We start from the raw sequence: 23,135 nt of genomic DNA, 5'->3' as shown, positions 1-23,135 counted from the left end.
GCTGATTGAAAAGAAAGCGTCAACCGAAAGGTTGACGCTTTTGTTGTACATATAGGCAGTTTGTTATTTATGTATTTTCTTAATTCCGTATAAGCTGTATGCTGTGCAAGGAATTTAATTAGTATACAATTAAAAGTAGTTTCTGGTATAGAAAGGGATGCAAAAAATTTTTCTTGCACTTTTGGAGAAATTCATTTATAATGCGTATATAAAATATACATGTGTCTATTTAAGATAGATGTGTACAGATATTGTAAATTGGCGATGATGGAGAAGGAATTTCCTCACATTTTCAGAGAGGCAACGGGTGGTGCGAGTTGTCAATGTTCAGTTATTCTTCCGCTCCTGAGATGAAGGCGAAGAGTCTTTCGGGTATGCCCGTTATAGCTGTTTAAAGATGGCCGTAAGGCAATTTGGGTGGTATCGCGGGTGCTCTCGTCCCTTAGAGGATGAGAGCCTTTTTTAGTATGCGTTAAGTTAGGCATCAGTCATAGGATCAATCATAGGTATGATGAGGTATAACTGATTGTGACTTGATGAAGAGTATCGCTATGATGATAAGCTACTGTTATATTGCTCTTATTTCCTTACGTGTTAACTTGGGTGGCACCGCGAGAAAAGAGAAGCTCGTCCCATGGGACAGCTTCTCTTTTTGTGTTTAGGGATGTATGTTATCTGTTAAGATTAGAAAAATTATTTGATATGTAGTACTAGAGTAGGAGGACACTATGAAGCGAGTATATAATTTTAACGCTGGCCCATCGCCAATGCCTTTAGAGGTACTGGAAGGATTAAAAGCGGATCTTACGGATTTCCGTCAGACCGGTATGGGGATTACGGAGATTTCTCATCGCTCTAAGGAATTTCAGGTTATGTTGGATGAGACGAAGGCATTGGTACACCATCTAACGGGTCTTGATGATTCCTATAAAGTTGTATTCGTTCAAGGCGGCGGTACGATGCAGTTTATTATGACGGCTATGAACTTTCTTCACTGTAAGGGTGCCTATGCAGATACGGGTGTTTGGACAACGAAGGCAATGAAAAATGCCTCTTATTATGGTACCGTGTATGAAGCGTCTTCATCAAAAGATAAGCAGTATTCGTATATTCCTAAGGCAGTAAAAGTAGAAGCGGGTACGGATTATTTGTATTTGTGCGCTAATAATACAATTTACGGTACGGAGTATCAAGCGTTTCCTCGCGTAGAAGTGCCGATGATTGCGGATATGTCCTCTAACATGTTATCCAGAACTTATGATTTTACAAAATTTGATTTGATGTGGGCAGGGGTCCAAAAAAATTTGGGAGCGGCCGGAACGGCTTTAGTGATCGTGAAGGAATCACTACTGGAGCGAGCCCGGACGGATATTCCGGAATTTTTCCGTTATGAAACATATGTGAAATCCGATTCTACGTATAATACACCGCCGGTATTTTCTATTTATACGGTGAATCGAACATTACAGTGGTTAGAAAAATTGGGCGGCCTTACAGCAATGGAGGCTCTTAATCGAAAAAAGGCAGCAGAAATTTATGCTGTAATCGATGGCAGTGAAGGTTTTTATCGAGGCCATGCGGTAAAAGAGGATAGAAGTCGAATGAATGTGACGTTTACATTAGAAACTCCTGAGCTGGAGGCGGAATTTGTAGAGCAAGCAAAGGCACATGGTTTTATAGGATTGAAAGGTCATCGTCTGGTAGGTGGTTTACGGGCGTCATTATATAATGCAGTTACGTTAGAGGCAGCGGAAGCGTTGGCTATGTTTATGAAAGAATTTCAGAATAATCATTGAGGAGGAGATTCAAATGGAAAAAATATATATTACACAGGATGTAGCTAAGGAAGCTAAGGAGTTATTGGAAAAAGAATATACGGTTGTTATTGGTAAGAATTTGACCGAGGACGAATTGTGTGAAATTATCGGCGAGTACGATGGCATTATTACACGTAGTCAGACGAGGATAACGAAAAAGGTCATTGAAGCGGCAGATAATTTAAAAGTTATCGGCCGAGCCGGTGTAGGTATTGACGGTATTGATCTTGAAGCGGCTACGCGCCGAGGGATTACGGTGGTGAATACGCCGGAATCGAATACAATTGCTGCGTGCGAGCATGCTATTGCGCTGATGCTTTCGGTGACACGTTGCATTCCTCAGGCCAATCAATCGATTCAAGAAGGGCGTTGGGATCGAAAAAGTTTTACAGGGATTCAATTGTTGGATAAAACGGTAGGGATTATCGGTGTAGGCCGAGTTGGTTCCAATGTAGCCAAACGGTTACAGGCGTTTAACATGCGCACCATCGGTTACGATCCATATATTACAGAGGAGCGCGCTAAGGAGTTGGGTGTGGAGTTGGTTGATTTGGATACGCTTTTAGGCGAATCGGATTATATCACCTTGCACACGCCGCTTACGGAAGAAACACGAGGAATGATTGGTGCTGCCGAAATCGCCAAAATGAAAGACGGTGTTCGTTTGATTAATGCAGCTCGCGGGGCCATTGTAGATGTAAAGGCTTTGGCAGAGGCCTTGGCCAGCGGTAAGGTGGCGGCAGCCGGTATTGATGTGTGGGCATCGGAACCTTTGCTTCCGGAAAATAATCCGTTTATTACTATGACGAATGTAGCATTAACGCCTCATATCGGAGCTTCTACAAAAGAGGCTCAAGCCGGGGTAGCTACGGATGTAGCATTAGGTGTTCGACAGGTGTTGCATGGTGAACCGGTGGCTACGGCGGTCAATGCATCGCCTATTACAAAGGCAACGTTACGAGTGATTCAACCTTATTTTGATGTATGTGAACGTATCGGCCATATTGCGATTGATTTAGCAGGCGGACGTATTTCCGGTATTGCCGTAGAATATACGGGGGAACTGGCAGAAACGGAGACGGCACCGCTGACAACGGCTATACTCAAGGGGTTGTTATCGCCGGTATTACAACAACCGGTGAACTTTGTAAATGCCCGCGGTATTGCTAAGGAACGCCATATTGATATTCGAGAAACGAAGACGGCTCGAGGACGGTATTATACGAATACGGTCACATTGACTATTGAAACCAATGCGGGCAGTCATCAGGTAACGGCTACATTATTTGATCGTAAGGAAGCCAAAATTGTGGCACTGGATCATTTCCGCGTTGATTTGGAACCTAAGGGTTGTTTTATTGTAGCTCCTCATGAGGATAAACCGGGAATGATCGGTCAGGTGGCAACGGTACTGGGCGGCGCTCATATTAATATTAACAGTATGCAAGTAGGTGCATCGAATGCCAAGGGGGTTAATGTTATGGCAGTTGGTGTCGATAAGGATATTCCTACGGTGATTATTCCGGCGTTGCTTAATATTGAAGGTATTCAAGATGTGAAGATTATTCATTGCGAGCATTGATGTCTGCGCTTAATCGGACAGGTTGGTATATGGATTGTAAGATTTAAGAAGGCTGTTATATAGAGTGTAAGATTTAAGCAGGATGAGATACAGAGCGAGAAGTTCAAGCAGGTTGAGATATAGAGTGATAGGGTTAAGTAGGTTGGAGATAGAGAGGGCGTAGACTATGTAAGAAAGTGCGCTCTTGTATGTGCTAAGTACAGTGGATAAGGAGGTACTATGCTTCGAATTATATTGGTTCGTCATGGTGAAACGAAGTGGAATATTGAAGGGCGCTTTCAAGGGCAGGTGGATACAGAGTTATCTGAACGTGGTATCGCGCAAGGCCAACGGGCAGCAATCGCTTTGGCGGAGGTGCCCATTGATGCAGCTGTTGCCAGTCCTTTGCAACGATCTTATTTGACGTGTAAGATGGCGGCAGATAAACATGGGATAGCAGTACATAAGGATGATCGATTATTGGAAATTTCCCATGGTTTATGGGAAGGAAAGTTGGCCGATGATGTAGCTAAGACCTACGGACATGAATTGGCTTTGTGGCGAACGGAACCGGAGAAGGTGACAATGCCGAAAGGTGAATCATTGGAGGATGTGCGGATTCGAGTGCGTGCCGCTTTCGATGAATACACGAGAACCTATGATGGGCAAACATTGTTGGTTTGCGCCCATGATGCAGTGAATAAAGCAATCATCTGTGATTGCATGGGGTTGTCCGTTGCCCATTTCTGGCAGATCAAACAGGATAATGCATGTATCAATGTTTTGGAGTACGATGAAGGAATGTGGAGAATTGTCACGTTAAATGCTACCGCACACATGGGCTATCTAATCAGTGGCATTGAGCAAAAAGGGTTATAGTCATACTCTATGCTGAGGAATAGTAAATAGGGTCTGAGCAATTTTTGCTCAGACCCTATTTATATAAGAGCAAGCTTTTGAAAAATTTGTGGACATATAGTTTGGCTGTAATATAAAAAAGAGATGCCCCATACATATCGTGTAACATATGGTATAATGGTTACACCATCTAAAAGGAGTGTATATATGTTTACGATTAACAATGAGATTCATCAATGGATCCTCTGGTATGCGGCTGGTATTAATCTATTGTCATTAGCTGTGTATGGGTGGGATAAATATTGCGCTATTCACCATAGATGGCGAGTTTCTGAAATAATGCTTTTGGTACTGGCGGCCATAGGAGGAAGTGTAGGTGCTATTATGGGAATGAGAATCTTCCATCATAAGACATTGCACTGGAAATTTCGAATTGGTGTGCCTCTATGTTTGATGCTTCATTGCCTGCTTTTGATTTGGCTTAATATACATCATATTATATAAAAACGGTTACAAGATATTTTTTATCTTGTAACCGTTTTTTTGCCCTGCATGTACTCGGGCTTTACTGGGGAAACATAGAGTATAGGCAAGTTTGATGATGTCTGATTTTAGCGGAGAGTAGTTGTATTATTGATTTTCGGGAAAGTTTATGGTCATGTTGTACCATGTAGATCCACCGTGTGTTGATTGCGCAAGGCCTTCATTGACATAGCCGAATTGCTCATAGAAAGAAATGAGCTCTTTTTTACAGGTTAGGGTCAGACGTTTCTTTTTATTCATGCGAGCTATTTCGATAAAGGCGTGCATAAGGCGTATAGCAATTCCTTGATGCTGATACTCGGGATGTACGGCTAAACTAAATACCATTTGTGTAGGTGCTTGATCATCATGTAATGCGGTAGAGTGAAACAGATCATCGGTAATATGTGGTTGCTGGGTTACGCATCCGTTAATAAAACCGACGATAGTTGTATCAAGACAGGCTACCAGAAATGTATGCGTAAATAGCTTTTGTCGTTCTCGAATACTTTCTAAAGGGGCAGCTTCGGTTGATGAAAAGCAGAGCTTTTCTATGTAGGCGATGGTTTCACAATCCTCTGGCATGGCCGGGCGAATAAGTAGTGACATGACAAACTCCTTATATGATAACTAAGTACGAATGATAGATACTCTATAAATTTATAATAAGAATAGCAAACATAAAAATAGGGGCTGTTAGGAACATGCATCATGTTCTTACAGCCCCTTTATTGTATCATATGACAATAATGGTTTGGAAACTATTATTTTTTTATCGTTCGTCGGCTTTTAATACGATAGGTAATGTATAAAAAGAGTACCCAGAACGGTAGAATAATTACGGATGTTCTCATGGAATCCATGAACCACATGACACCGACTATCGTAAGCAAGAAGGCAATGCAGAAGTAATTGCTAACCGGATATAGCAGCGATTTAAATTTTAATTCATCTAAACGACCTTCTCGTGTGAAAGTACAACGGAATTTCATATGTGTTACAACGATGACAAACCAGCTGATAATAAGGCCGGCTACAACAAGTGCCAATAAATGCATGAAGACTTCGCCCGCACTTGGATATAGGTAGGTCATCAAGACGATGATGAGAGCAATCGCCGATGAAAACAGCGTTGCGATAAGCGGTACACCGCGAGCGCTGAGATAGCCAAACAGTTTCGGTGCATTACCCTCCCGGGCCAAACCATACAGCATACGCGAGTTACTATATAAGATGCTGTTGAATACGGATAAGGCCGCTACCAATACTACAAGATTTAAAATATTGGCCGCTGCGGGAATACCGATGTCTTGGAAGATTTGAACAAACGGACTGGCGGTAAGGCCTACTTTATCCCACGGAGACAGGGTCATGAGGACAACCATGGTGCCGATGTAGAAAATCAAAATGCGAAGGAGCAATTCGTTGATGGCACGAGGCAAGCTTTTTTCTGGATCTTCGGCTTCACCGGCGGTAATGCCGATGAGTTCGACACCGCCGAAGGAAAACATAACAACGGCCAGTGAGCAAAGGAAGCCCCAGCTACCGTTAGGAAAGAAGCCTCCGTTGTTCCAAAGATTACTGAAGTTTTGCGGGAACGGTCCCATGTGAGCAAAGATGAGATAGAAGCCAAAGAGTATCATACTTACGATGGCTGCAATTTTTATAAAGGATGCCCAGAATTCAACTTCGCCGTAGGCTTTTACATGGACGAGGTTGACGGAGGTAATAATGACAATGCACAGCAGTGTGCTCAGCCATTGAGGCAGTCCGGGAAACCAAAACTGTAAATAGACGGCGATGGCAGCCAGTTCTGCCATTCCGGCCAGCATGTACAGCGTCCAATAATTCCAACCGGCCAGATAGCCGACGAAGCCGTTCCAATATTTATTGGCAAAATAGCTGAAGGAACCGGACACCGGTTCGCGAACAGACATTTCACCGAGCATGCGCATGACGAGAAAAATAAAAATGCCTGCCAATAAATAGGAAATAATAATACCGGGACCGACGAGCTTGATGGTTGGTGCGGATCCATAAAATAATCCGGTACCGACAGAAGCGCCGAGGGCAATCATTTGCATATGACGATTTTTTAAACCTCGTTTCATATGCTTGTTTGTTGACGAATCTTGCGAAGATACGTCGTTAGTTGCGTCTTTCATAGACTGAGTCCTCCCTTGTTTCGGCACATCATGTGCCATTACTGTATCTCTTAGCAGTATATCACATATACTAGACAGTTGTCTTTGTAATTTGAAGGCACTTTTACAGGGGCATTATGCCAAAATGTTAAAATTCAAAATTTGTATAATTGTTATGAAGGATTTTAATAGTAAGGCATAGAATTAACTACAGTAATGACAATTGCGTGAGTTCTACGCTTTGAAGGAGGCGGTTTGTATGAAAGAATATGCAGGTGATTTAATCCGTAATGTGGCAGTTGTGTCCCATGACGGAGCAGGTAAGACGGCTCTTGTAGAAACATTACTGTTGGCTTGCGGAGCAGTGGCTTCCGTTGGTAAGGGACAAGATAATAAGCATATTATGGACTTTGAACCGGAAGAAATTAAACGCAATGTAACCATCCAGTTGGGAATGGCACCATGTGAATGGAAGGATCATAAAATTAATTTTATTGATACACCGGGCTATTCCGAATTTCACGGAGAAGTACGCGCGGCCTTGCGTGCTTCGGATGGTATGCTCATGGTATTGTCGGCGACATCCGGCGTAGAAGTAGACACGGTTCGTGCATGGGATTATGGCGTAGAACTGCAGATGCCGAGGATGGCTTTTATCAACAAGATGGACATGGAAGGAGCCGATTTCTTCGGAATTTTGGAAAAAATGCGCGAATTATTCGGCAAGGCTGTCATGCCATTGCAGGTACCTATCGGTGAAGGTCCGGAGTTTAAAGGCGTTGTAGATGTGGCTAAGCGCACAGCTTATGTATATGACAACGGTAAGATGACAGAAGTTCCGGTACCGACAGAACTGGCCGATAAGGTAGAAGAAATTCGCGAAATGACGGTAGAAGCTGCTGCCGAGGGCAATGACGAATTGCTGGAAAAATACTTGGACGGTGAAGAGTTATCGTTGGAAGAAATTCGCCAAGGGCTTAGAGAAGGTATGATTACCGGTCGTGTATGCCCTGTTATGTGCGGTAGTGCAGCTATGAATATCGGTATGGATCAAGTACTGGACCGCATGATTCGCTATATGCCGGATGCTACCAAACGAGTTATGACGGCAGAAGACGTAGATTCGGGAGAACAAAAGATTGTTCATGTGGACAAGCCGTTTACAGGTTTTGTATTTAAGACGATTCTCGATCCTTTCGCCGGTAAGCAAAGTTTTGTTCGCGTGTTCTCCGGTGAATTAAAAGAAGGGGACAAGCTTCTTAATGTAACCCAAGGGGTAGAAGAAAAATGGGGCAAGATGTATACGCTTATCGGGAAGCAGCAGGTACCGGTTACGGAAGCCGGTGCAGGAGATATTGTTGTCATTCCTAAATTGGCTGCATCAAAGACGGGCGATACCTTTGCCACACCGGAGTTCAAGGTAAAATATCGTCAAATTCGATTCCCGCAGCCACTGCTTACAGTAGCTATGGTTCCCGAAAAGAAGGGGGACGAAGAAAAGTTAGCCTCGGCTTTGCAGAAAATTGGCGAAGAAGATTTAACTTGTGTAGTTGTGAAGGATGTAGAAGGTCGTCAGATGCAGGTAAAATGCATGGGTGAAGTACATCTGGAACACATTATGAATAAGATGGAACGCAAATACGGTGTGAAAGCAAAATTAGAAAAACCGTATATTCCGTATAGAGAAACGATTCGCGGCAGTGCCGAAGTGGAAGGCAAGCATAAGAAACAAAGCGGCGGCCACGGTCAGTACGGTCACGTTAAGATTAGCGTAGAGCCGTTATATGATGGTACGGATTTTGAATTTGTAGATAAAATTTTCGGCGGTGCTGTTCCGAAACAGTATATTCCGGCCGTAGAAAAAGGTGCTAAGGAAACGCTGGACAAGGGATTAATTGCCGGCTATCCGATGATTGGCGTACGGGTTACCTTGCTTGACGGCTCGTATCATTCCGTGGATTCGTCGGAACTTGCTTTCAAGGTAGCCGCTGCGCAGGCATTAAAGAAAGCTATTCCGGAAGCTAAGCCGGTCTTGTTGGAACCGGTATATGAGGTAAATGTTATTGCGCCGGATTCGTTTATGGGTGACATCATGGGCGACTTGAACAGTCGTCGCGGTCGCGTGCTTGGTATGGAACAGGGTGAACGGGAAGGTATCACCATTGTTAAGGCCCAAGTACCGTTTGCGGAAATGCTGGATTATGTAACAGTGTTGCGCTCCATGACGCAAGGACAGGGCGTATTTAATATGACGTTTAGCAGTTATGAAGAAGTACCCCATAAATTAGCAGAAGCAATTATCGCAAAGTATGAAGCGAAGGAAGAATAACAGTATATAGTAAGGAAGGCCCCGTATATAGGAAGCAAAAGCAGGTTTGATGAATGCTTTTCGACTTATATACGGGGCCTCTTCTTATGAGGGAGTATGTGGAAAGAAGGTAAAAGAAGAGAGGCGAAGCGAAGGGCTTTCGGTTGCCATTTAGGGGGGAGGGGTGGTATAGTAGAGGAAATATTGTAGTTGTGAGCGGCAGTGCTCGGTAGTAGGAATGGAGGGTGTGCGATGATATTCGGAACATTGGATATAGATTTTACACAGTTTCATTTGCCCAAGGCGTTAGAAGAAGCGTTAACATTTTTAAAGAAACATGACTTTATGGCGATGGAACCGGGGCGTGTTGGTATTGATGGAGAGCGGATGTATGCTAATGTAGATGCCGTATCGACGCGATGCCTGACAGATACAAAACCGGAACAACATAAGCGTTACATTGATGTGCAGTTCATGGTGAAAGGGCATGAGCGTATTGGCTTTGCTTGTGACCGAGGACAGGCAAAGCCGACGGAGGCTATGCCGGAACGGGATTTATGGTTTTATGATACGACGCTGACTGATGAAGGTGTACTCGATTTGCGTGAAGGCTGCTATGCTATCTTTTTCCCGGAAGATATTCATCGTCCGTTAATGGCGATTGATGATACACCGCAGGCGGTTCGCAAGGTAGTCGTTAAAGTGAGTGTGGAGGCATTGTAGTGGATAGGAATACGCTGATTGGTATTGCATTGACGTTATTAGGTGGTATCCTATGGGGATTCTCGGGGATTTGTGCCCAGTTTATTCAGCAACAACGGGGAATTACGCCGGAATGGCTGTTGGTTGTACGCTTGTTGTTAGCCGGTGCCATAACGGTATTCTATGTTTTTTTTCGTATGCGAGGGACGATGTTTCGGATTTTTAAAAGTCCAAAGGATACGGCCAAGCTATTAGTCTTCGGCATTTTGGGGATGGCATTGTGCCAATATTCCTATTTCCGATCTATTTTTTATGCCGGTGCCGGTATCGCTACGGTATTGCAATATTTGGCTCCGGCTATGATTATAATATATATGTCGGTAGTCCACCGTGTAAAGCCCAGCTGGGGAGAGGGTATCAGTGTATTATTGGCTACCGTAGGAACGGCCCTGATTGCACTGCACGGTGATTTTTCAAAGTTGAACATCAATGAAGCCGTGCTTTTCTGGGGATTACTATCAGCCGTAGCGGTAGCTATATACAGCGTGCAGCCGGTGCAAATTTTAAGAACCTATGGGACCGGGCCGGTTGTAGGATTGGCGATGATGGCCGGCGGAATTTTGGCATATGGTGCATGGCCTCTTCATGAAGTGCCCGGAAAATGGGATATGTGGACATTCGGTGCCTTATTCGGCATTGTTATTTTAGGAACAGTGGTGTCCTTTAACGCCTATTTGGAGGGTGTGCGCCGTATCGGTGCCGTGCGTGGTTCGGTTTTATCTTCCATTGAACCAATCTCGGCAGCGTTATTGGGATGGTTAGTATTGGGGAATACGTTTGTTACATCGGATATGATTGGCTTTGTTATGATTTTGTCCACTATATTTATATTGGCCAATGAAAAGAAAGCAAACTAAAAATACGATGACAATAAGAATACGAGTAAGTTAAGAATGTGGGGAAAATGAAAAGTGGTGTCTGTTCTTGTAACGGTACGTTAGCATATATGCATGACGTTATGTACAAGATAGACACCACTTTTTTGTATAAAGAAGAGACAGAATAGTTTTATAAGAAGTCAGAGAGAAATAGATTATAAAGGCTATTTTATGTATCTTTAGTAGGATGAAAGCAAAGGGAGAATCATAAAAATTATTTTGATGCGGTATGTGAGTAGAGTTTTTGATGCGCTGTGCAAGTAGAGTAAAATGGTTTATTGGATATAGGTATATACGATGTTATGACCGGATGCGTAGGAATACCCATAATGCATTTAACATAAAGAGAATTCCCGTTGCCCAGAAGAGAAAGGTGAAGCCAAACCAAGCCATGAGTGAAGCACCGCCGATGGATCCCAGAAAATAACCGAAGAACTGCATGGATTGATTATAGGAAAATACTTGGCCGGAATATTGCTTAGGTGTATGAGAAGAAATATAGGTATTAAGCGCAGGTAGGAGTCCGCCTAATCCTAAGCCAAGAAGAAAACGCAACAGGCCCAGTTGCCATACATCGGTGACGTAGGCCTGGGGAATATGAAGAAGCCCTACGTATAACAAAGCGATGATAAGAACTTTGCGAGGACCGACGCGATCGATAAGACGACCTAAGAAGGAACTACTCACCATTTGAGCGAAGCCGGTTGCCGAGAATACAAGCCCGGCCAATAATGCCAAATGCTCTGTAGCCGGTGGAACGATGTCACGCACATACACAGTGATGATTGGCTGCAGGGACATAAAAGCTACGGCATAGATAAAGGAAGAGACGGAAATAATAACGAGCTGTTCAAAAGAGTCCAGTTTATGACGCAACTCGGAGAATCCTTGCTTTTCTACCGTAGGCTGCGGTGTAAAATTTTCGTGGATAAAAAACAGTGTCATTAATGTGGAAACGCAAAGCAGGGCGGCAGTGATAAAGAAGGTGCTGCGTATACCGAATATGCCCGCTAAATAACCTCCGATGAGAGGACCCAATAAGGCACCGGCTAAGTTGGCGCTGGCTAATAAACCGAGAGCCCAACCGGTATGCTTTTCCGGTGTTTCCGTAGCTACCAATGTAATGGAACCGGAAAAATAGCCCGACACCAAGCCTTGCAATAACCGGACACCTACCAGCTGAATAGGGCTGGTTACAAATCCGATCAGTATGTTACAAATCATCATGCCAAAGCCGGCACGGAGAAGAATAATTTTTCTGCCTTTGCGATCGGCCAGCTTGCCCCAAAAGGGAGCGGATAAAGCAACGACCACATGGGTAATGCCCATAGCCCAGCCGGACCAAACGGCAATATCCTTAGAACTTTCCATCCCCAGTTCGTGTAAATAAATCGGTAAAATAGGGGCTAGTTGACTGATGCCCGTTGATGCCAGAAAAGCACCGAATAAACAAATATAGACGGTGCGTCTCCATGGTTCCATAGCTAATCACTTCCTTACCCATTGTGTGTTGTATTTTACAGTCCATAACAGACTATGATATGTTATCTTGTTTCATAATCTATTTCTGTTCTATAGTTATTATACGATGAAAACTATTAGGGAATAAATAGTTTCCTATAAAAGAATGCTGTAAAAAGAGATATATTAGGCTACAAAGTAAAGATGATATTGATTGTAGATGTATGGCGCTGTTTTTGAAATACTTGAGCTATAGGATATCCTACAGAAAAATAAAACTGTAAGTATAGAAAAGTTGACTACAATATAAAAATATAGTATTATAATGGCAAATTGAATACATCGAATATTATGGATATAAAAGAAGACGGCATCAGCGATGTCGAAAAGAGGAAGGAATGATATAGTATGAATAAAGAAATTAGAAACGTAGAGGAAATTATCAGAGGGATTGGATATCATTGGGTAGGTAACGGATTTAAAGTAAATCAGTTGTTGCCGGCAGCTGTATATGGTCGTGATATGCGTAGGTATTCTCCGTTTTTGTTGATGGATTACAATGCGCCTACTATATTCCCGGGCACAGAAGACGAAGTTGGTGTAGGTGCCCATCCGCATCGAGGTTTCGAAACAGTTACCTTTGCGTTCGAAGGTAAAGTAGAGCATCATGATAATCGTGGTAATCATGGTGTTATCGAGCCCGGCGATGTACAGTGGATGACCGCCGGTGCCGGTATCCTGCACAAGGAGTATCATGAAAAGGAATATGCCAAACATGATCGTTCGTTCCGTGTGTTACAGCTGTGGGTGAACTTGCCTATTGAACATAAGATGGCAACACCGGGGTATCAAGCATTGGAAGCCAATCAGATGGGAACGGCAACAATCGGTGATGATGGTAAGGATGGTGAAGCCATTGTGGTAGCCGGAGAGGCGTTTGGTGCCAAGGGACCGGCGCATACGTTCACACCGATGAATATATATCGACTCAAAGTAGCACCGGGGAAAACGGTAACGGTACAGGAACCGGAGAACTATCATCTGTTAATGCTCACCATTTACGGCACGGCAACCTTGAATGCTAATGAAACAGTAAAGCAAGGAGAGCTGGCAGTATTTGCCGATGAGGCCGGTCAAGTTACAATTACAGCCGGTGAAGAAGGGGCAGAACTCATCGTCCTTAGCGGCGAACCAATTAATGAACCGATTGTAGCAGCCGGTCCGTTTGTGATGAATACACAGGCAGAAATCCGTCAAGCGGAAAAAGATTTCTACGATGGAAAATTCGGTACGTGGAATTTCTAAGAAATGTTTCAGTCATTATTTACTTGACAATAGCGTAATGCAAAGCGTATGATTGCTTTGTAAAAATAATAAGGGGAGCTTGTGTGACAGGCTGAGAGGAAGCTAAAGACTTCGACCCGCAAACCTGATTTGGGTAATGCCAACGTAGGGATTATATAATGAAGATTTGCGGGAATAGGTAGATGACCTATTCCCCTTTTATTTTTTCAATAGAATTATAGCAGGGCCATGTGATTGAACAGAGTTCATGAAGGGGGACACCACCGCGGGTGTCATCCTTTGTGAGCTCTTTTTTAGAAAGGAGGAAATATGTATGGTAAGGCTTTTGGTAAATGGTAATAGTGTAGAAATCGCGGATCCAATATCGTTGGCACATTGGTTAGAAAGCAAAGGCTATGCGATTAAAACTGTTGCTGTAGAACTTGATGGTACTATTGTAGAGCCTGAAGCATATGAAGCCATAATACTAAGTGATAGCATGCAGATAGAAGTTGTTAGTTTTGTTGGCGGTGGATGATAATGGAAAAAAATAAACAGAAGACAAATTTTAAGAGCATAGATTCATGGCCACCTTTGGAAACAGAGGAGAATGATGTACAACGCTTGTGGCAGGCTTTATGTAGTCGCCATGGCAGAGACGTGCAGGAACAATTAGCCAAGGCACATGTGGCAGTTGCCGGATTGGGAGGATTGGGATCAAATATTGCCGTTCAATTAACTCGTATTGGTATAGAAAAATTAACGTTGATTGACTTTGATAGGGTAGATATAACAAATTTAAACAGACAGCATTATTTTTTACACCATGTGGGACAGTATAAGACGGAGGCATTGCGTAAAATTTTAGCGATGATTAATCCCGGCATACAAATTACTTGTATTACCGATAGATTGACCCCGTCTACTGTGATCCCTTATTTACAAGAGTCGACGATCGTTTGCGAAGCGTTTGATGTGGCAGATCAAAAAGCAATGTTAGTGAGAGAGATCCGTCGACAATTACCGGAAATAACTATTGTGTCAGGTAATGGTATGGCCGGTTATGGAAGAACGAATGATATGTGTGTAAAACGTTTAGGAACTCATCTATATTTATGTGGCGATGGGTATAGCGGGATCGAAGGAAAAAATTCCGTCATGGCGCCAAGGGTTGTATTATGTGCTTCACAAATGGCTAATGTGGTGACGTCTATTGTACTGGGAGGAAAACCGTGAGGTAGGAAAATATAAGTTAAACCGGTAAAAGATGTAGAAGAAGGAGGTAAAGGCGTAGGTATGAAAGAAGATATACTGATGACAGCAGAACAGAATGGACAAAATGATGAATGGTATTTGGGTGACCATCGATTTTCATCACGGTTTATTTTAGGCTCGGGTAAGTTTTCATTACCCTTAGTACAAGCTGTAACGGAAGCAGCTGAGGTAGAATTGATTACATTGGCTTTACGGCGAACAAATGAAGGCGGTGCGGCTAATATTTTAGAGTATATTCCGTCAACAGTGAGTATAGTGCCTAATACTTCAGGAGCACGTAACGCAGAAGAGGCTGTGCGGATTGCTCATTTGGCTCATCGTATTTGTCACACACCGTTTATTAAAATTGAAATCATGAGAGATAGCCGTTATCTATTACCGGATAACCAAGAAACCGTGAGAGCAACAGAACAGCTGGCGAAAGAGGGATTTGTAGTTATGCCTTATATGTTTCCCGATTTGACAGTAGCAAGAGATTTAGTGCAGGCAGGGGCGGCGTGTGTAATGCCTTTGGCAGCACCGATTGGTTCTAATAAAGGGCTTATTAATAAAGAATGGATTCAATTGTTAGTAGACGAACTTTCAGTACCAATTATTGTGGATGCCGGTATAGGAAAACCGTCGGAAGCATGTGCGGCTATGGAGATGGGGGTTACGGCTATTATGGCTAATACAGCTATTGCCACAGCTAAGGATATTTCCGGAATGGCTAAGGCATTTAATATGGCCATTCAAGCCGGTCGTAGGGCGTATGTATCCGGCATGGGACGCGTACTTGAACGTGGTGGACAAGCATCTTCACCTCTTACGGGATATTTACGATAGTAGGAGGAGAACATGTACGATATAAACAAGACAATTATAAATGATGTGGTACGACAAGCATGGCAGCAGACACGAAGCGATTCGATGTCATATATAACCGGTATGGAAGTAATTGATGAAACATTGATGCACAAGGTTATATCTGCCAGAGAGGCATACAGACCAAATGAATATACCGCCATTGATGTGGAAGAGGCTCTGCAAGCGGATCGACTGTCATGGAAGAATTTTGGCGCACTACTATCACCGGCAGCAAAGCCGTATTTGGAGGCAATGGCCCAGAAGGCTAAGGCTGTAAAAGAAGCGTACTTCGGAAATGGCATACAGCTTTTTACCCCGTTATATTTATCTAATTATTGTGAAAACTATTGTGTGTATTGTGGGTTTAATTGCCATAATACAATTAAGAGGGCAGCACTCAATCGTGATGAAATTGAACGAGAAATGCAGGCTATTGCCTCTACAGGCCTACAGGAGATTTTATTACTTACCGGTGAGAGCAGATCCATGTCGGATATTCCCTATATTAGTGAAGCATGCCAAATAGCCAGAAAGTATTTTCGGGTTATTGGGCTTGAAATATATCCGGTAAACAGTGAAGAGTATGCATTATTGCATCAGTGCGGTGCTGATTATGTAACGGTATTCCAAGAAACGTATGACAGCCTGGTATATGAACAGTTACATCTTGCCGGTGCCAAGCGCATATTCCCCTATCGTTTTCATGCACAGGAAAGAGCTTTGCGCGGCGGCATGCGTGGAGTGGGATTTGCAGCGTTGCTAGGATTAGCTGATTTTAGAAAAGACGCATATGCAACAGGGATTCATGCTAGACTGTTGCAACAAGCCTATCCGCATGCGGAAGTTGCTTTTTCATGTCCACGCCTACGGCCTATAAAAAATAATACATCAATAACTGCTACAGGTATTGGCGAAGCAGAGCTATTACAGATTGTGTGTGCATATCGTTTATTTATACCTTCCGCATCTATTACGGTATCAACACGGGAGTGTGCTCGTGTGCGGAATGCGATGGCAAGCATTGCAGCAAATAAATTGTCCGCAGGTGTAAGCACTGGAATAGGGACTCATAGTGAAAAGACAAATCATGATGGGGATGCACAGTTTGAAATTGCCGATGGACGATCTGTTTCTGAAGTATGTGCAGATTTAGAAAAGCTAGGCTTGCAGCCGGTGCCGGTGGACTATATATATGTTTAAGTTAACTGCATGTCAAGAGGATGGTAGGACTACACTTCCATGGATAGTGATTACTGATAGACATTGTGCGGAACAACCGCTGGCATTACAAATCGCTGAGCTTTGTAAGGTGTATACACCACAAGCTATTATTGTTCGAGAGAAAGATGTAACAGATCCAATATATGAAAAAATATGGCAATCGATTTCTTCTGTTGTTGGGAAGAAACAAATTTCAGTACTTATGCACAATCACCCTGATTTAGCGATAAAAAATGATGCCGTTGGCGTACATATGCCGTTGATGCCCTGGTTGAGGTGGAGAAAGAATGCGCCAAGTGAAGCGCACTGGTTATGTAGTAGACCAAATGATAATGGGTTTGGTGGTGTTGGTGTTTCTGTTCATTCTGTAGAGGAAGCAATGATAGCTGAAGCTTCCGGTGCTAACTATATAATAGCAAGTCCTGTATTCCCTACTTCCTGTAAACCGGATGCACAGCCATTGGGTTTACGGGGACTAGCAGCTATTTGTCATAAGGTTAGTTGTCCTGTATATGCTTTAGGAGGATTGCAGCTGAATGACATACGTCAAGGAATGTTAGTACAGGCTGGAGTGGCTGGTTACTGTGTACGATCGGCGGCTATGAATTTTTCAGTAAAACCTCAGTTAAAATGAAGAAAATTGCTATATGACTGAAGGCGGAACATCTAAGTTAACTGTTATAAAGGATAACTTTATTTTTTTCTTCTTAGTAGGTTAACATATTGAGGAATATGAGAAAGCCCGTGCAGTGCGCCGATGGAAATAAAAATATAGGCAGCGTATTGATGCCATAGTATAAGTTGAGCTTTTACGACAGATTTTGGGATTCCGAATACAGTAATAACCGATTTTGGAAAGAAAGCGGCGCCCAGTACAAACGCTAAAGAAAGAGCTAAGGAACCCCAAAATAAAATCCGTATCATATTTTTGGCACGGGCTTCCGGTACCCGTAGAAGACGGAGCCAGTTATATTGCGTTAGTAGATGAACGACGATAAGTGCAAGAAATATATAGGCTGTGGTTTTATGGAACGACTTACCAATATCGATGCCCTGCCATAATAGTGATAGACAGAGTGCACAAAGTCCGGCACTGATGTAACGAATGTAGTTTTTCATAAAGAACCTCACTTGAGATAATACTGGTGATTTATTTCTGTTATCAGTATAGCGCATGGATGATGAACCTGTAATGAATGATATTGTATTGAGGCGGAGTGCTGTACAATAGAGTACCACATACTAGCGATAGAAACATGGGACTCACATGTTTTGGCCTAAAGCCCTAGAGATATATGTATTAAAAAGTGTGACTGGATAAAAAAGAACCGACGAACAATGTGTTCGCCGGTTCTTTTTATGTCTATATGCAAGTCATTGGTATGTTATTGATAGATTGACGGATATTATTTTGTCACCACTTTTAAGTCAACCGGGATTTTGGCGTCTACTTTTTCACCTTTTAATACCTTGCTAGCTGTGTCGACAGCAATTTTACCCATCAATTCCGGTTGCTGTGCAATTGTGGCACCTAATGCGCCATCCTGTACAGCTTTCTGGCCGTCTTCCGTGCCATCGAAGCCTACGATAAAGATTGTTTTACCTGCAGATTTGGCAGCCTGGATTGCGCCGAGAGCCATTTCGTCATTCTGTGCGAAGATTGCTTGAATGTCCGGATTAGCCTGTAACATATTGGATGCTACGTTCAGACCCTTAGTGCGGTCGAAGTCAGCACTCTGTTTGGTGAGTACAGTTAATTTCTGATCGGCTACTTTGTGGAAGCCTTCGCCGCGTTCACGTGTAGCGGATGCACCCGGAATACCTTCGAGTTCGGCAACCTTAGCTTTTTCGCCTAATTTTTTGACGATTAAATCAGCTGCCATTTCACCGCCTTTTACGTTATCGGAAGCGATGTGAGCCACTACAGTTCCCTTATCGGTGGAGCGGTCAAGAGTGATTACTGGAATGTTTTTCTTGTTAGCGGCTTCTACAGACGTAGAAATTGCAGCTGAGTCTACCGGGTTAACAATGAGAAGGGATACGCCGCCTTCTAAAAGGTCGGAAATGTCGTTGGCCTGTTTAGCCGGATCATTTTGCGCATCAACGATTTTTACTTTCATGCCAAGTTTAGCAGCTTCGTCTTCTACGCCTTTTTTGATGGATACGAAGAACGGATTATTTAATGTAGAAATGGAAAGACCGATGGTGCCGCCTTTTTTATCGGCATTACCACTGTTGCTATTGGAACCGCAACCGGCTACCATAACAACGATAGCGAGGGCTACCGCTAATAACGTGAATAATTTTTTCATTGTAACTATACCTCCTAGGCTTTTTTGCGATCGGCAAGAACTGCCAACAGAATAACAATACCTTTTACGACTTGCTGGTAAAAGCTGGATACGTCGAGAATATTCAGCCCGTTATTTAATGTACCGATAATAAGAGCACCGATGAGGGTACCTACGATGTGACCTTTCCCGCCGGCAAGGCTGGTGCCACCGAGAACTACGGCTGCAATGGCATCAAGCTCGTAACCCATGCCGGCAGTCGGTTGGGCAGAGTTAAGGCGCGATGTGATGATAGCTCCGGCTAATGCGCTGAGAAAGCCTGTTAAGGCGTACGCAAAAATCTTGATGCGGTTAATGTTAATACCGGCAATAAAACTTACTTTTTCACTGCCCCCAACAGCATAGGTACGACGACCGAGAGATGTTTTTTGTAAAATAAACCATAAAATGAGGAAAGACACGAACATGGTAATGGCCGGTACCGGTAAGCCAAGTAAATTTCCTTGGCCAAAGGAATGAAAGGCTTCGCTTTGTGTCAGTCCGCTAATAGGATTGCCATTGGTGAATACGAGGGTAGCACCGCGATAAATAGTCATAGTAGCCAAGGTGGCGATAAATGGTGCTACTTTACCATAGGCAATGACAAGACCGTTGATACCACCGAGGATGATACCGATACCACCGGCTGCGAAGATAGCAGCGATCGGATCCATACCACCAACGATGAAATCGGCCATCAAAGCGCTGGCTAAAGCTAACATGGAACCAACCGACAAGTCGATGCCGCCGGTAAGAATAACAAAAGTCATGCCAAAAGCGATAATGGCGTTAATAGAAACCTGGCGTAATAAGTTTTTTAAATTAGAAAATTCCAAGAAGCTGGAATTTAAGGATGAAATAATAATAAATAAGAGGATAAGACCGATAAGTGGCCCCATTTTCTTAATAAAAGCAGTTACATTCGTATTCATTGATTATTGTCCTCCTGTTGCAAGTGTCATGATGGATTCGGCAGTAGCGTCAGCGCGATTCAAAATACCGGCTACGCTACCTTCGTGAATGACCATAACGCGGTCGCTCATGCCGAGAATTTCCGGGAGCTCGGAGGAGACCATGATAATGGATACCCCCTGATTGGTAAGCTCGTTCATGAGATCGTAAATATCTCTTTTGGCGCCGATGTCGATACCGCGCGTCGGTTCATCCATGATAATGATGGATGGCGACAAGCCTATCCACTTGGCGATGACAACCTTTTGCTGATTGCCGCCGGACAAAGAAGAAACAGGCAAGTGTACTGATTGTGTCTTAACACCGAGACGATCGGATAAGTCTTGACTGAAGGAGAGCATTTTTTCGCGATGCATAATGTTGGACGGGCATAAGTGTCCCAAATTAGGCAAAGTTATGTTAGAGGCAATGGAGAAGTCTAAGATTAGGCCTTCGGCTTTGCGGTCTTCGGTGATAAAGGCAATACCGGCTTTGATTGCATCTTCCGGTTTTTTGAGATGTAATTCTTTGCCATGTAAAGTGATGGTGCCGCCATTATGTGCATCGACACCGAAGATGGCACGCATGATTTCCGTACGGCCGGCTCCCATCAAACCGGATACGCCAAGAATTTCCCCTTTGCGCAGGTTAAATGAAATGGGCTCAAAATGACCGATAGGAGAAAGATTCTCTACGGAAAGTACTGTATCACCGGGAATGGTGGTTCGCTCCGGGTAAAATTCATCTATGGAGCGACCGACCATGGCTTTTACTACTTCGTCAACGGAAATATCTCCGATGGGGCAGGTGATGATGGAGTGACCATCACGCATAACCGTAATATCGTCACATTCGCTGAAGACTTCTTCCATGCGGTGAGAGATATAGACGATGGCCACACCGCGCTCCTTTAATTTTTTCATCATGGTAAAGAGCGTTTCGGTTTCTCGTTCCGTTAGCGCTGCCGTCGGTTCATCCATAATTACTACCTTGGCATCTAACATGAGAATTCGAAGAATTTCTGTCATTTGCTGTTGACCGACAGAGCATTCACCGGCTTCTTTTTGCAAAGGCAATTCAATATGCATGTCTTCACACATTTTGGTTGCTTCCTTGAGCATAGCCTGTTTGTCAATCATGCCAAAACGCGTTTTCTTCGGACGCATAAGATATAAATTTTCCAATAAGGTCAGATTCGGCCAAATGTTGAGTTCTTGATGAATAAAGGCAACGCCGTTGAGTTCGGCCTCGCGGGCACTGTGGAAAGTGGTTTCTCGGCCGTCGATAGCAATCGTGCCGGCGTCGGCTTTGTGAATACCTACCAGGATATTCATCAAGGTTGATTTACCGGCGCCGTTTTCTCCCATCAGGGCATGAACACGGCCGGCTTTCAGGCATATGTCAACGTCGCGTAGTACTTGGTTGGTACCGAAGGCTTTGGCAATGCCGGACATTGTGATTTCCATGTAAATAAAACTCCAATCCTATAACTTATATCGCGTATAGCGTAAGTGCTTTTATGGTACGTGTGTTACCGTTCTGGTGCAAAAATACAATCTGCTTGCAAGATAATATTAGAATACGGTGTTGCTTCACCGGTGCGGATAATACATTTGCAATGACGAGTAGCCTCTTTAAATTCCTCATGGCTTGTTATGCGTCGATCAAAACGGTTTGCCGGGAAAAGTTCGTCTACGATGGCATAGTTCACGGGATTTTCCGCTTCCATAGGTTCGCCGATATGAATTGCTTCGACACGCATGTGCTTAGTGACGAGACGGAGCACGTCTGCGAAGGAGGGAACGCCGAAGGTGAGCGCGACATCAATTTTTTGTACTCCTTCCGGTACAGGTAATCCGCAATCTCCGATACAAATAGTATCGGTATGACCGAGGTCAGCCAAAACCTTAGCAATATGACTGTTTAAAATGCCACCTTTTTGCATATTAGTGAGCCTCCTTCATAAATGTTGCTACTTCATCTTCAAAAGGCATTCCTTCTTGAGCACCGAGCTTTTGAATAGATAAGGCGGCAGCTGCGTTACCGTAGCGTATCGCTTGCTCCATGGTTTCGCCGCGGACAATTGCGGCTGCAAAAGCCCCGTTAAAGGTATCGCCGGCACCGGTTGTATCCACCGGTGTAACGGTAAAGCCGGGGACAATCGCAAGTGTCCCCTTATTGTTGTAGCCTACACCGCGCTTGCCTAAGGTAATAAGTAATTGCGGCTTGACGGTTCGAAGAACCTCTTCCTGTGATACCCCGGGATACAACGCAGATAACTCGTGCTCATTAGGAGTCAAGTAGGTTACTTTGTCAAGCCAAGCCGAATTGAGTGAAGCTGCCGGAGCCGGATTGAGCAGCACCGGGATATTAGCGTCGGCACAACGGGTTATGGCATAGCCGATGGTAGCCAAGGGAATTTCATTTTGCAAAAGTACGAGGTCGGCTTTTGCAATGGCCGGCCAAGCATTGTCGACGACGGCTTCATCAACCGTAGCGTTAGCGCCGAGAATAACTATGATACTGTTATCTCCTTCGGCCAAGGTAATATGCGCAGTACCGGTAGGTACTGTGTCACGTCGTACTAAATAAGTCGTATCAATGCCGTACTGTTTTAAATTTTTTAGCATCATGTCTCCGTAAGTATCTTGGCCGATACAACCGACCATAGTGACATGGGCACCGAGCTTAGCTGCGGCTACCGCTTGATTGGCACCTTTACCGCCGGGGGAGGTGTTGAGACCTTCGCCGAGAATAGTTTCGCCTGCTTTCGGGCGCTTGTTTGCCAAGACAGTAAGATCGATGTTGCAGCTGCCGATAACGACGATGTTGTTCATCAGATGATACACTCCGTTCTTATAGTGATGACGGCGATTTGTTACTGGAACGTAGCGCCGCTTATAGATTTTTTGATACT

At 43.8% G+C, this 23,135-nt stretch carries 22 protein-coding genes and 1 riboswitch; of the genes, 13 read left to right on the top strand and 9 right to left on the bottom strand.

Annotation, left to right across the window (positions count from 1 at the left end; translation table 11 throughout):
* Positions 1-728 precede the first annotated feature (728 nt).
* The 4 genes from serC (at position 729) to Q5873_RS06130 (ending at position 4,740) form a co-directional block, all read left to right on the top strand.
* Positions 729-1,796, top strand: a complete 1,068-nt coding sequence (gene serC / locus Q5873_RS06145) for a 3-phosphoserine/phosphohydroxythreonine transaminase (RefSeq protein WP_303059876.1) — start codon at positions 729-731, stop codon at positions 1,794-1,796.
* 13 nt (positions 1,797-1,809) lie between these two features.
* Positions 1,810-3,399 carry a phosphoglycerate dehydrogenase gene (gene serA, locus Q5873_RS06140; protein WP_303059874.1) on the top strand — a complete coding sequence of 530 codons (1,590 nt, stop codon included), beginning with the start codon at positions 1,810-1,812 and terminating at the stop codon, positions 3,397-3,399.
* Positions 3,400-3,618: 219 nt separating this feature from the next.
* Positions 3,619-4,257 carry a histidine phosphatase family protein gene (locus Q5873_RS06135; protein WP_303059873.1) on the top strand — a complete coding sequence of 213 codons (639 nt, stop codon included), beginning with the start codon at positions 3,619-3,621 and terminating at the stop codon, positions 4,255-4,257.
* Between the two features lie 186 nt (positions 4,258-4,443).
* The gene (locus Q5873_RS06130) at positions 4,444-4,740 is read left to right on the top strand and encodes a DUF1294 domain-containing protein (protein ID WP_205087797.1); all 297 of its coding nucleotides are present in this window, start codon (positions 4,444-4,446) and stop codon (positions 4,738-4,740) included.
* 126 nt (positions 4,741-4,866) lie between these two features.
* On the opposite strand, the gene Q5873_RS06125 is transcribed toward Q5873_RS06130, so the two are convergent.
* Positions 4,867-5,367 (bottom strand): GNAT family N-acetyltransferase, encoded by a 501-nt coding sequence (locus tag Q5873_RS06125; protein ID WP_303059870.1) that lies wholly within the window; start codon positions 5,365-5,367, stop codon positions 4,867-4,869.
* 155 nt (positions 5,368-5,522) lie between these two features.
* Positions 5,523-6,923, bottom strand: a complete 1,401-nt coding sequence (locus Q5873_RS06120; protein ID WP_303059868.1) for an amino acid permease — start codon at positions 6,921-6,923, stop codon at positions 5,523-5,525.
* Between the two features lie 238 nt (positions 6,924-7,161).
* Here Q5873_RS06120 and fusA point away from each other — a divergent pair, with 238 nt between their 5' ends.
* The 3 genes from fusA (at position 7,162) to Q5873_RS06105 (ending at position 10,829) form a co-directional block, all read left to right on the top strand.
* On the top strand, positions 7,162-9,231 hold the full coding sequence (fusA, locus tag Q5873_RS06115) for an elongation factor G (RefSeq protein ID WP_288190184.1): 2,070 nt from the start codon (positions 7,162-7,164) through the stop codon (positions 9,229-9,231).
* Positions 9,232-9,462: 231 nt separating this feature from the next.
* Positions 9,463-9,933: a NanQ anomerase/TabA/YiaL family protein gene (locus Q5873_RS06110; RefSeq protein WP_303059866.1), complete on the top strand. Its 471-nt coding sequence runs from the start codon at positions 9,463-9,465 to the stop codon at positions 9,931-9,933.
* Positions 9,933-10,829 (top strand): DMT family transporter, encoded by an 897-nt coding sequence (locus tag Q5873_RS06105; protein ID WP_303059865.1) that lies wholly within the window; start codon positions 9,933-9,935, stop codon positions 10,827-10,829. The genes Q5873_RS06110 and Q5873_RS06105 overlap by 1 nt, the downstream gene beginning before the upstream one ends.
* A gap of 321 nt (positions 10,830-11,150) precedes the next feature.
* Here the strand turns inward: Q5873_RS06105 and Q5873_RS06100 are convergent, their stop codons facing one another.
* The gene (locus Q5873_RS06100; RefSeq protein WP_303059863.1) at positions 11,151-12,332 is read right to left on the bottom strand and encodes an MFS transporter; all 1,182 of its coding nucleotides are present in this window, start codon (positions 12,330-12,332) and stop codon (positions 11,151-11,153) included.
* 387 nt (positions 12,333-12,719) lie between these two features.
* Here Q5873_RS06100 and Q5873_RS06095 point away from each other — a divergent pair, with 387 nt between their 5' ends.
* From Q5873_RS06095 to Q5873_RS06070, 6 genes are all read left to right on the top strand, one after another.
* Entirely contained in the window at positions 12,720-13,616 is an 897-nt protein-coding gene (locus Q5873_RS06095) for a pirin family protein (RefSeq protein WP_303059861.1), read from the top strand.
* A gap of 61 nt (positions 13,617-13,677) precedes the next feature.
* Positions 13,678-13,784, top strand: a riboswitch (TPP riboswitch).
* Between the two features lie 145 nt (positions 13,785-13,929).
* Entirely contained in the window at positions 13,930-14,133 is a 204-nt protein-coding gene (gene thiS / locus Q5873_RS06090; RefSeq protein WP_303059860.1) for a sulfur carrier protein ThiS, read from the top strand.
* Positions 14,134-14,135: 2 nt separating this feature from the next.
* Complete coding sequence (gene thiF, locus Q5873_RS06085; protein ID WP_303059859.1) at positions 14,136-14,831, top strand: sulfur carrier protein ThiS adenylyltransferase ThiF; 696 nt, start codon at positions 14,136-14,138, stop codon at positions 14,829-14,831.
* Between the two features lie 60 nt (positions 14,832-14,891).
* Positions 14,892-15,695, top strand: a complete 804-nt coding sequence (locus Q5873_RS06080) for a thiazole synthase (protein WP_303059857.1) — start codon at positions 14,892-14,894, stop codon at positions 15,693-15,695.
* A 12-nt stretch (positions 15,696-15,707) separates the two neighbouring features.
* Positions 15,708-16,916: a 2-iminoacetate synthase ThiH gene (gene thiH / locus Q5873_RS06075; protein WP_303059855.1), complete on the top strand. Its 1,209-nt coding sequence runs from the start codon at positions 15,708-15,710 to the stop codon at positions 16,914-16,916.
* Positions 16,909-17,571, top strand: a complete 663-nt coding sequence (locus tag Q5873_RS06070; RefSeq protein ID WP_303059854.1) for a thiamine phosphate synthase — start codon at positions 16,909-16,911, stop codon at positions 17,569-17,571. The genes thiH and Q5873_RS06070 overlap by 8 nt, the downstream gene beginning before the upstream one ends.
* A 59-nt stretch (positions 17,572-17,630) precedes the next feature.
* On the opposite strand, the gene Q5873_RS06065 is transcribed toward Q5873_RS06070, so the two are convergent.
* From Q5873_RS06065 to rbsK, 6 genes are all read right to left on the bottom strand, one after another.
* A complete protein-coding gene (locus Q5873_RS06065) occupies positions 17,631-18,056 on the bottom strand; it encodes a hypothetical protein (protein ID WP_303059852.1) in 426 nt (141 codons plus the stop codon).
* Between the two features lie 287 nt (positions 18,057-18,343).
* Positions 18,344-19,249, bottom strand: a complete 906-nt coding sequence (rbsB, locus tag Q5873_RS06060) for a ribose ABC transporter substrate-binding protein RbsB (protein WP_205087806.1) — start codon at positions 19,247-19,249, stop codon at positions 18,344-18,346.
* A gap of 14 nt (positions 19,250-19,263) precedes the next feature.
* Positions 19,264-20,199, bottom strand: coding sequence for an ABC transporter permease subunit (locus tag Q5873_RS06055; RefSeq protein ID WP_303059849.1), 936 nt, complete (start codon positions 20,197-20,199; stop codon positions 19,264-19,266).
* Between the two features lie 3 nt (positions 20,200-20,202).
* A complete protein-coding gene (locus Q5873_RS06050; protein ID WP_303059847.1) occupies positions 20,203-21,684 on the bottom strand; it encodes a sugar ABC transporter ATP-binding protein in 1,482 nt (493 codons plus the stop codon).
* 65 nt (positions 21,685-21,749) lie between these two features.
* Positions 21,750-22,163, bottom strand: coding sequence for a D-ribose pyranase (gene rbsD / locus Q5873_RS06045; RefSeq protein ID WP_288191033.1), 414 nt, complete (start codon positions 22,161-22,163; stop codon positions 21,750-21,752).
* 1 nt (position 22,164) lies between these two features.
* Complete coding sequence (gene rbsK, locus Q5873_RS06040) at positions 22,165-23,055, bottom strand: ribokinase (RefSeq protein WP_028255135.1); 891 nt, start codon at positions 23,053-23,055, stop codon at positions 22,165-22,167.
* Positions 23,056-23,135: the final 80 nt, after the last annotated feature.

This window comes from Veillonella magna (assembly GCF_959600285.1).
Taxonomy (GTDB): domain Bacteria; phylum Bacillota; class Negativicutes; order Veillonellales; family Veillonellaceae; genus Veillonella_A; species Veillonella_A magna.
This window is presented reverse-complemented; position numbering and strand designations above follow the sequence as displayed.

Coding starts and splice junctions, on each gene's coding strand:
- Q5873_RS06135 (WP_303059873.1), top strand. CDS start 3,619: ATGCTTCGAATTATATTGGTTCGTCATGGTGAAACGAAGTGGAATATT.
- thiH (WP_303059855.1), top strand. CDS start 15,708: ATGTACGATATAAACAAGACAATTATAAATGATGTGGTACGACAAGCA.
- serC (WP_303059876.1), top strand. CDS start 729: ATGAAGCGAGTATATAATTTTAACGCTGGCCCATCGCCAATGCCTTTA.
- thiS (WP_303059860.1), top strand. CDS start 13,930: ATGGTAAGGCTTTTGGTAAATGGTAATAGTGTAGAAATCGCGGATCCA.
- Q5873_RS06100 (WP_303059863.1), bottom strand. CDS start 12,332: ATGGAACCATGGAGACGCACCGTCTATATTTGTTTATTCGGTGCTTTT.
- rbsB (WP_205087806.1), bottom strand. CDS start 19,249: ATGAAAAAATTATTCACGTTATTAGCGGTAGCCCTCGCTATCGTTGTT.
- serA (WP_303059874.1), top strand. CDS start 1,810: ATGGAAAAAATATATATTACACAGGATGTAGCTAAGGAAGCTAAGGAG.
- Q5873_RS06095 (WP_303059861.1), top strand. CDS start 12,720: ATGAATAAAGAAATTAGAAACGTAGAGGAAATTATCAGAGGGATTGGA.
- fusA (WP_288190184.1), top strand. CDS start 7,162: ATGAAAGAATATGCAGGTGATTTAATCCGTAATGTGGCAGTTGTGTCC.
- Q5873_RS06055 (WP_303059849.1), bottom strand. CDS start 20,199: ATGAATACGAATGTAACTGCTTTTATTAAGAAAATGGGGCCACTTATC.
- Q5873_RS06080 (WP_303059857.1), top strand. CDS start 14,892: ATGAAAGAAGATATACTGATGACAGCAGAACAGAATGGACAAAATGAT.
- Q5873_RS06110 (WP_303059866.1), top strand. CDS start 9,463: ATGATATTCGGAACATTGGATATAGATTTTACACAGTTTCATTTGCCC.
- rbsD (WP_288191033.1), bottom strand. CDS start 22,163: ATGCAAAAAGGTGGCATTTTAAACAGTCATATTGCTAAGGTTTTGGCT.
- Q5873_RS06130 (WP_205087797.1), top strand. CDS start 4,444: ATGTTTACGATTAACAATGAGATTCATCAATGGATCCTCTGGTATGCG.
- rbsK (WP_028255135.1), bottom strand. CDS start 23,055: ATGAACAACATCGTCGTTATCGGCAGCTGCAACATCGATCTTACTGTC.
- Q5873_RS06070 (WP_303059854.1), top strand. CDS start 16,909: ATGTTTAAGTTAACTGCATGTCAAGAGGATGGTAGGACTACACTTCCA.
- Q5873_RS06125 (WP_303059870.1), bottom strand. CDS start 5,367: ATGTCACTACTTATTCGCCCGGCCATGCCAGAGGATTGTGAAACCATC.
- thiF (WP_303059859.1), top strand. CDS start 14,136: ATGGAAAAAAATAAACAGAAGACAAATTTTAAGAGCATAGATTCATGG.
- Q5873_RS06050 (WP_303059847.1), bottom strand. CDS start 21,684: ATGGAAATCACAATGTCCGGCATTGCCAAAGCCTTCGGTACCAACCAA.
- Q5873_RS06120 (WP_303059868.1), bottom strand. CDS start 6,923: ATGAAAGACGCAACTAACGACGTATCTTCGCAAGATTCGTCAACAAAC.
- Q5873_RS06065 (WP_303059852.1), bottom strand. CDS start 18,056: ATGAAAAACTACATTCGTTACATCAGTGCCGGACTTTGTGCACTCTGT.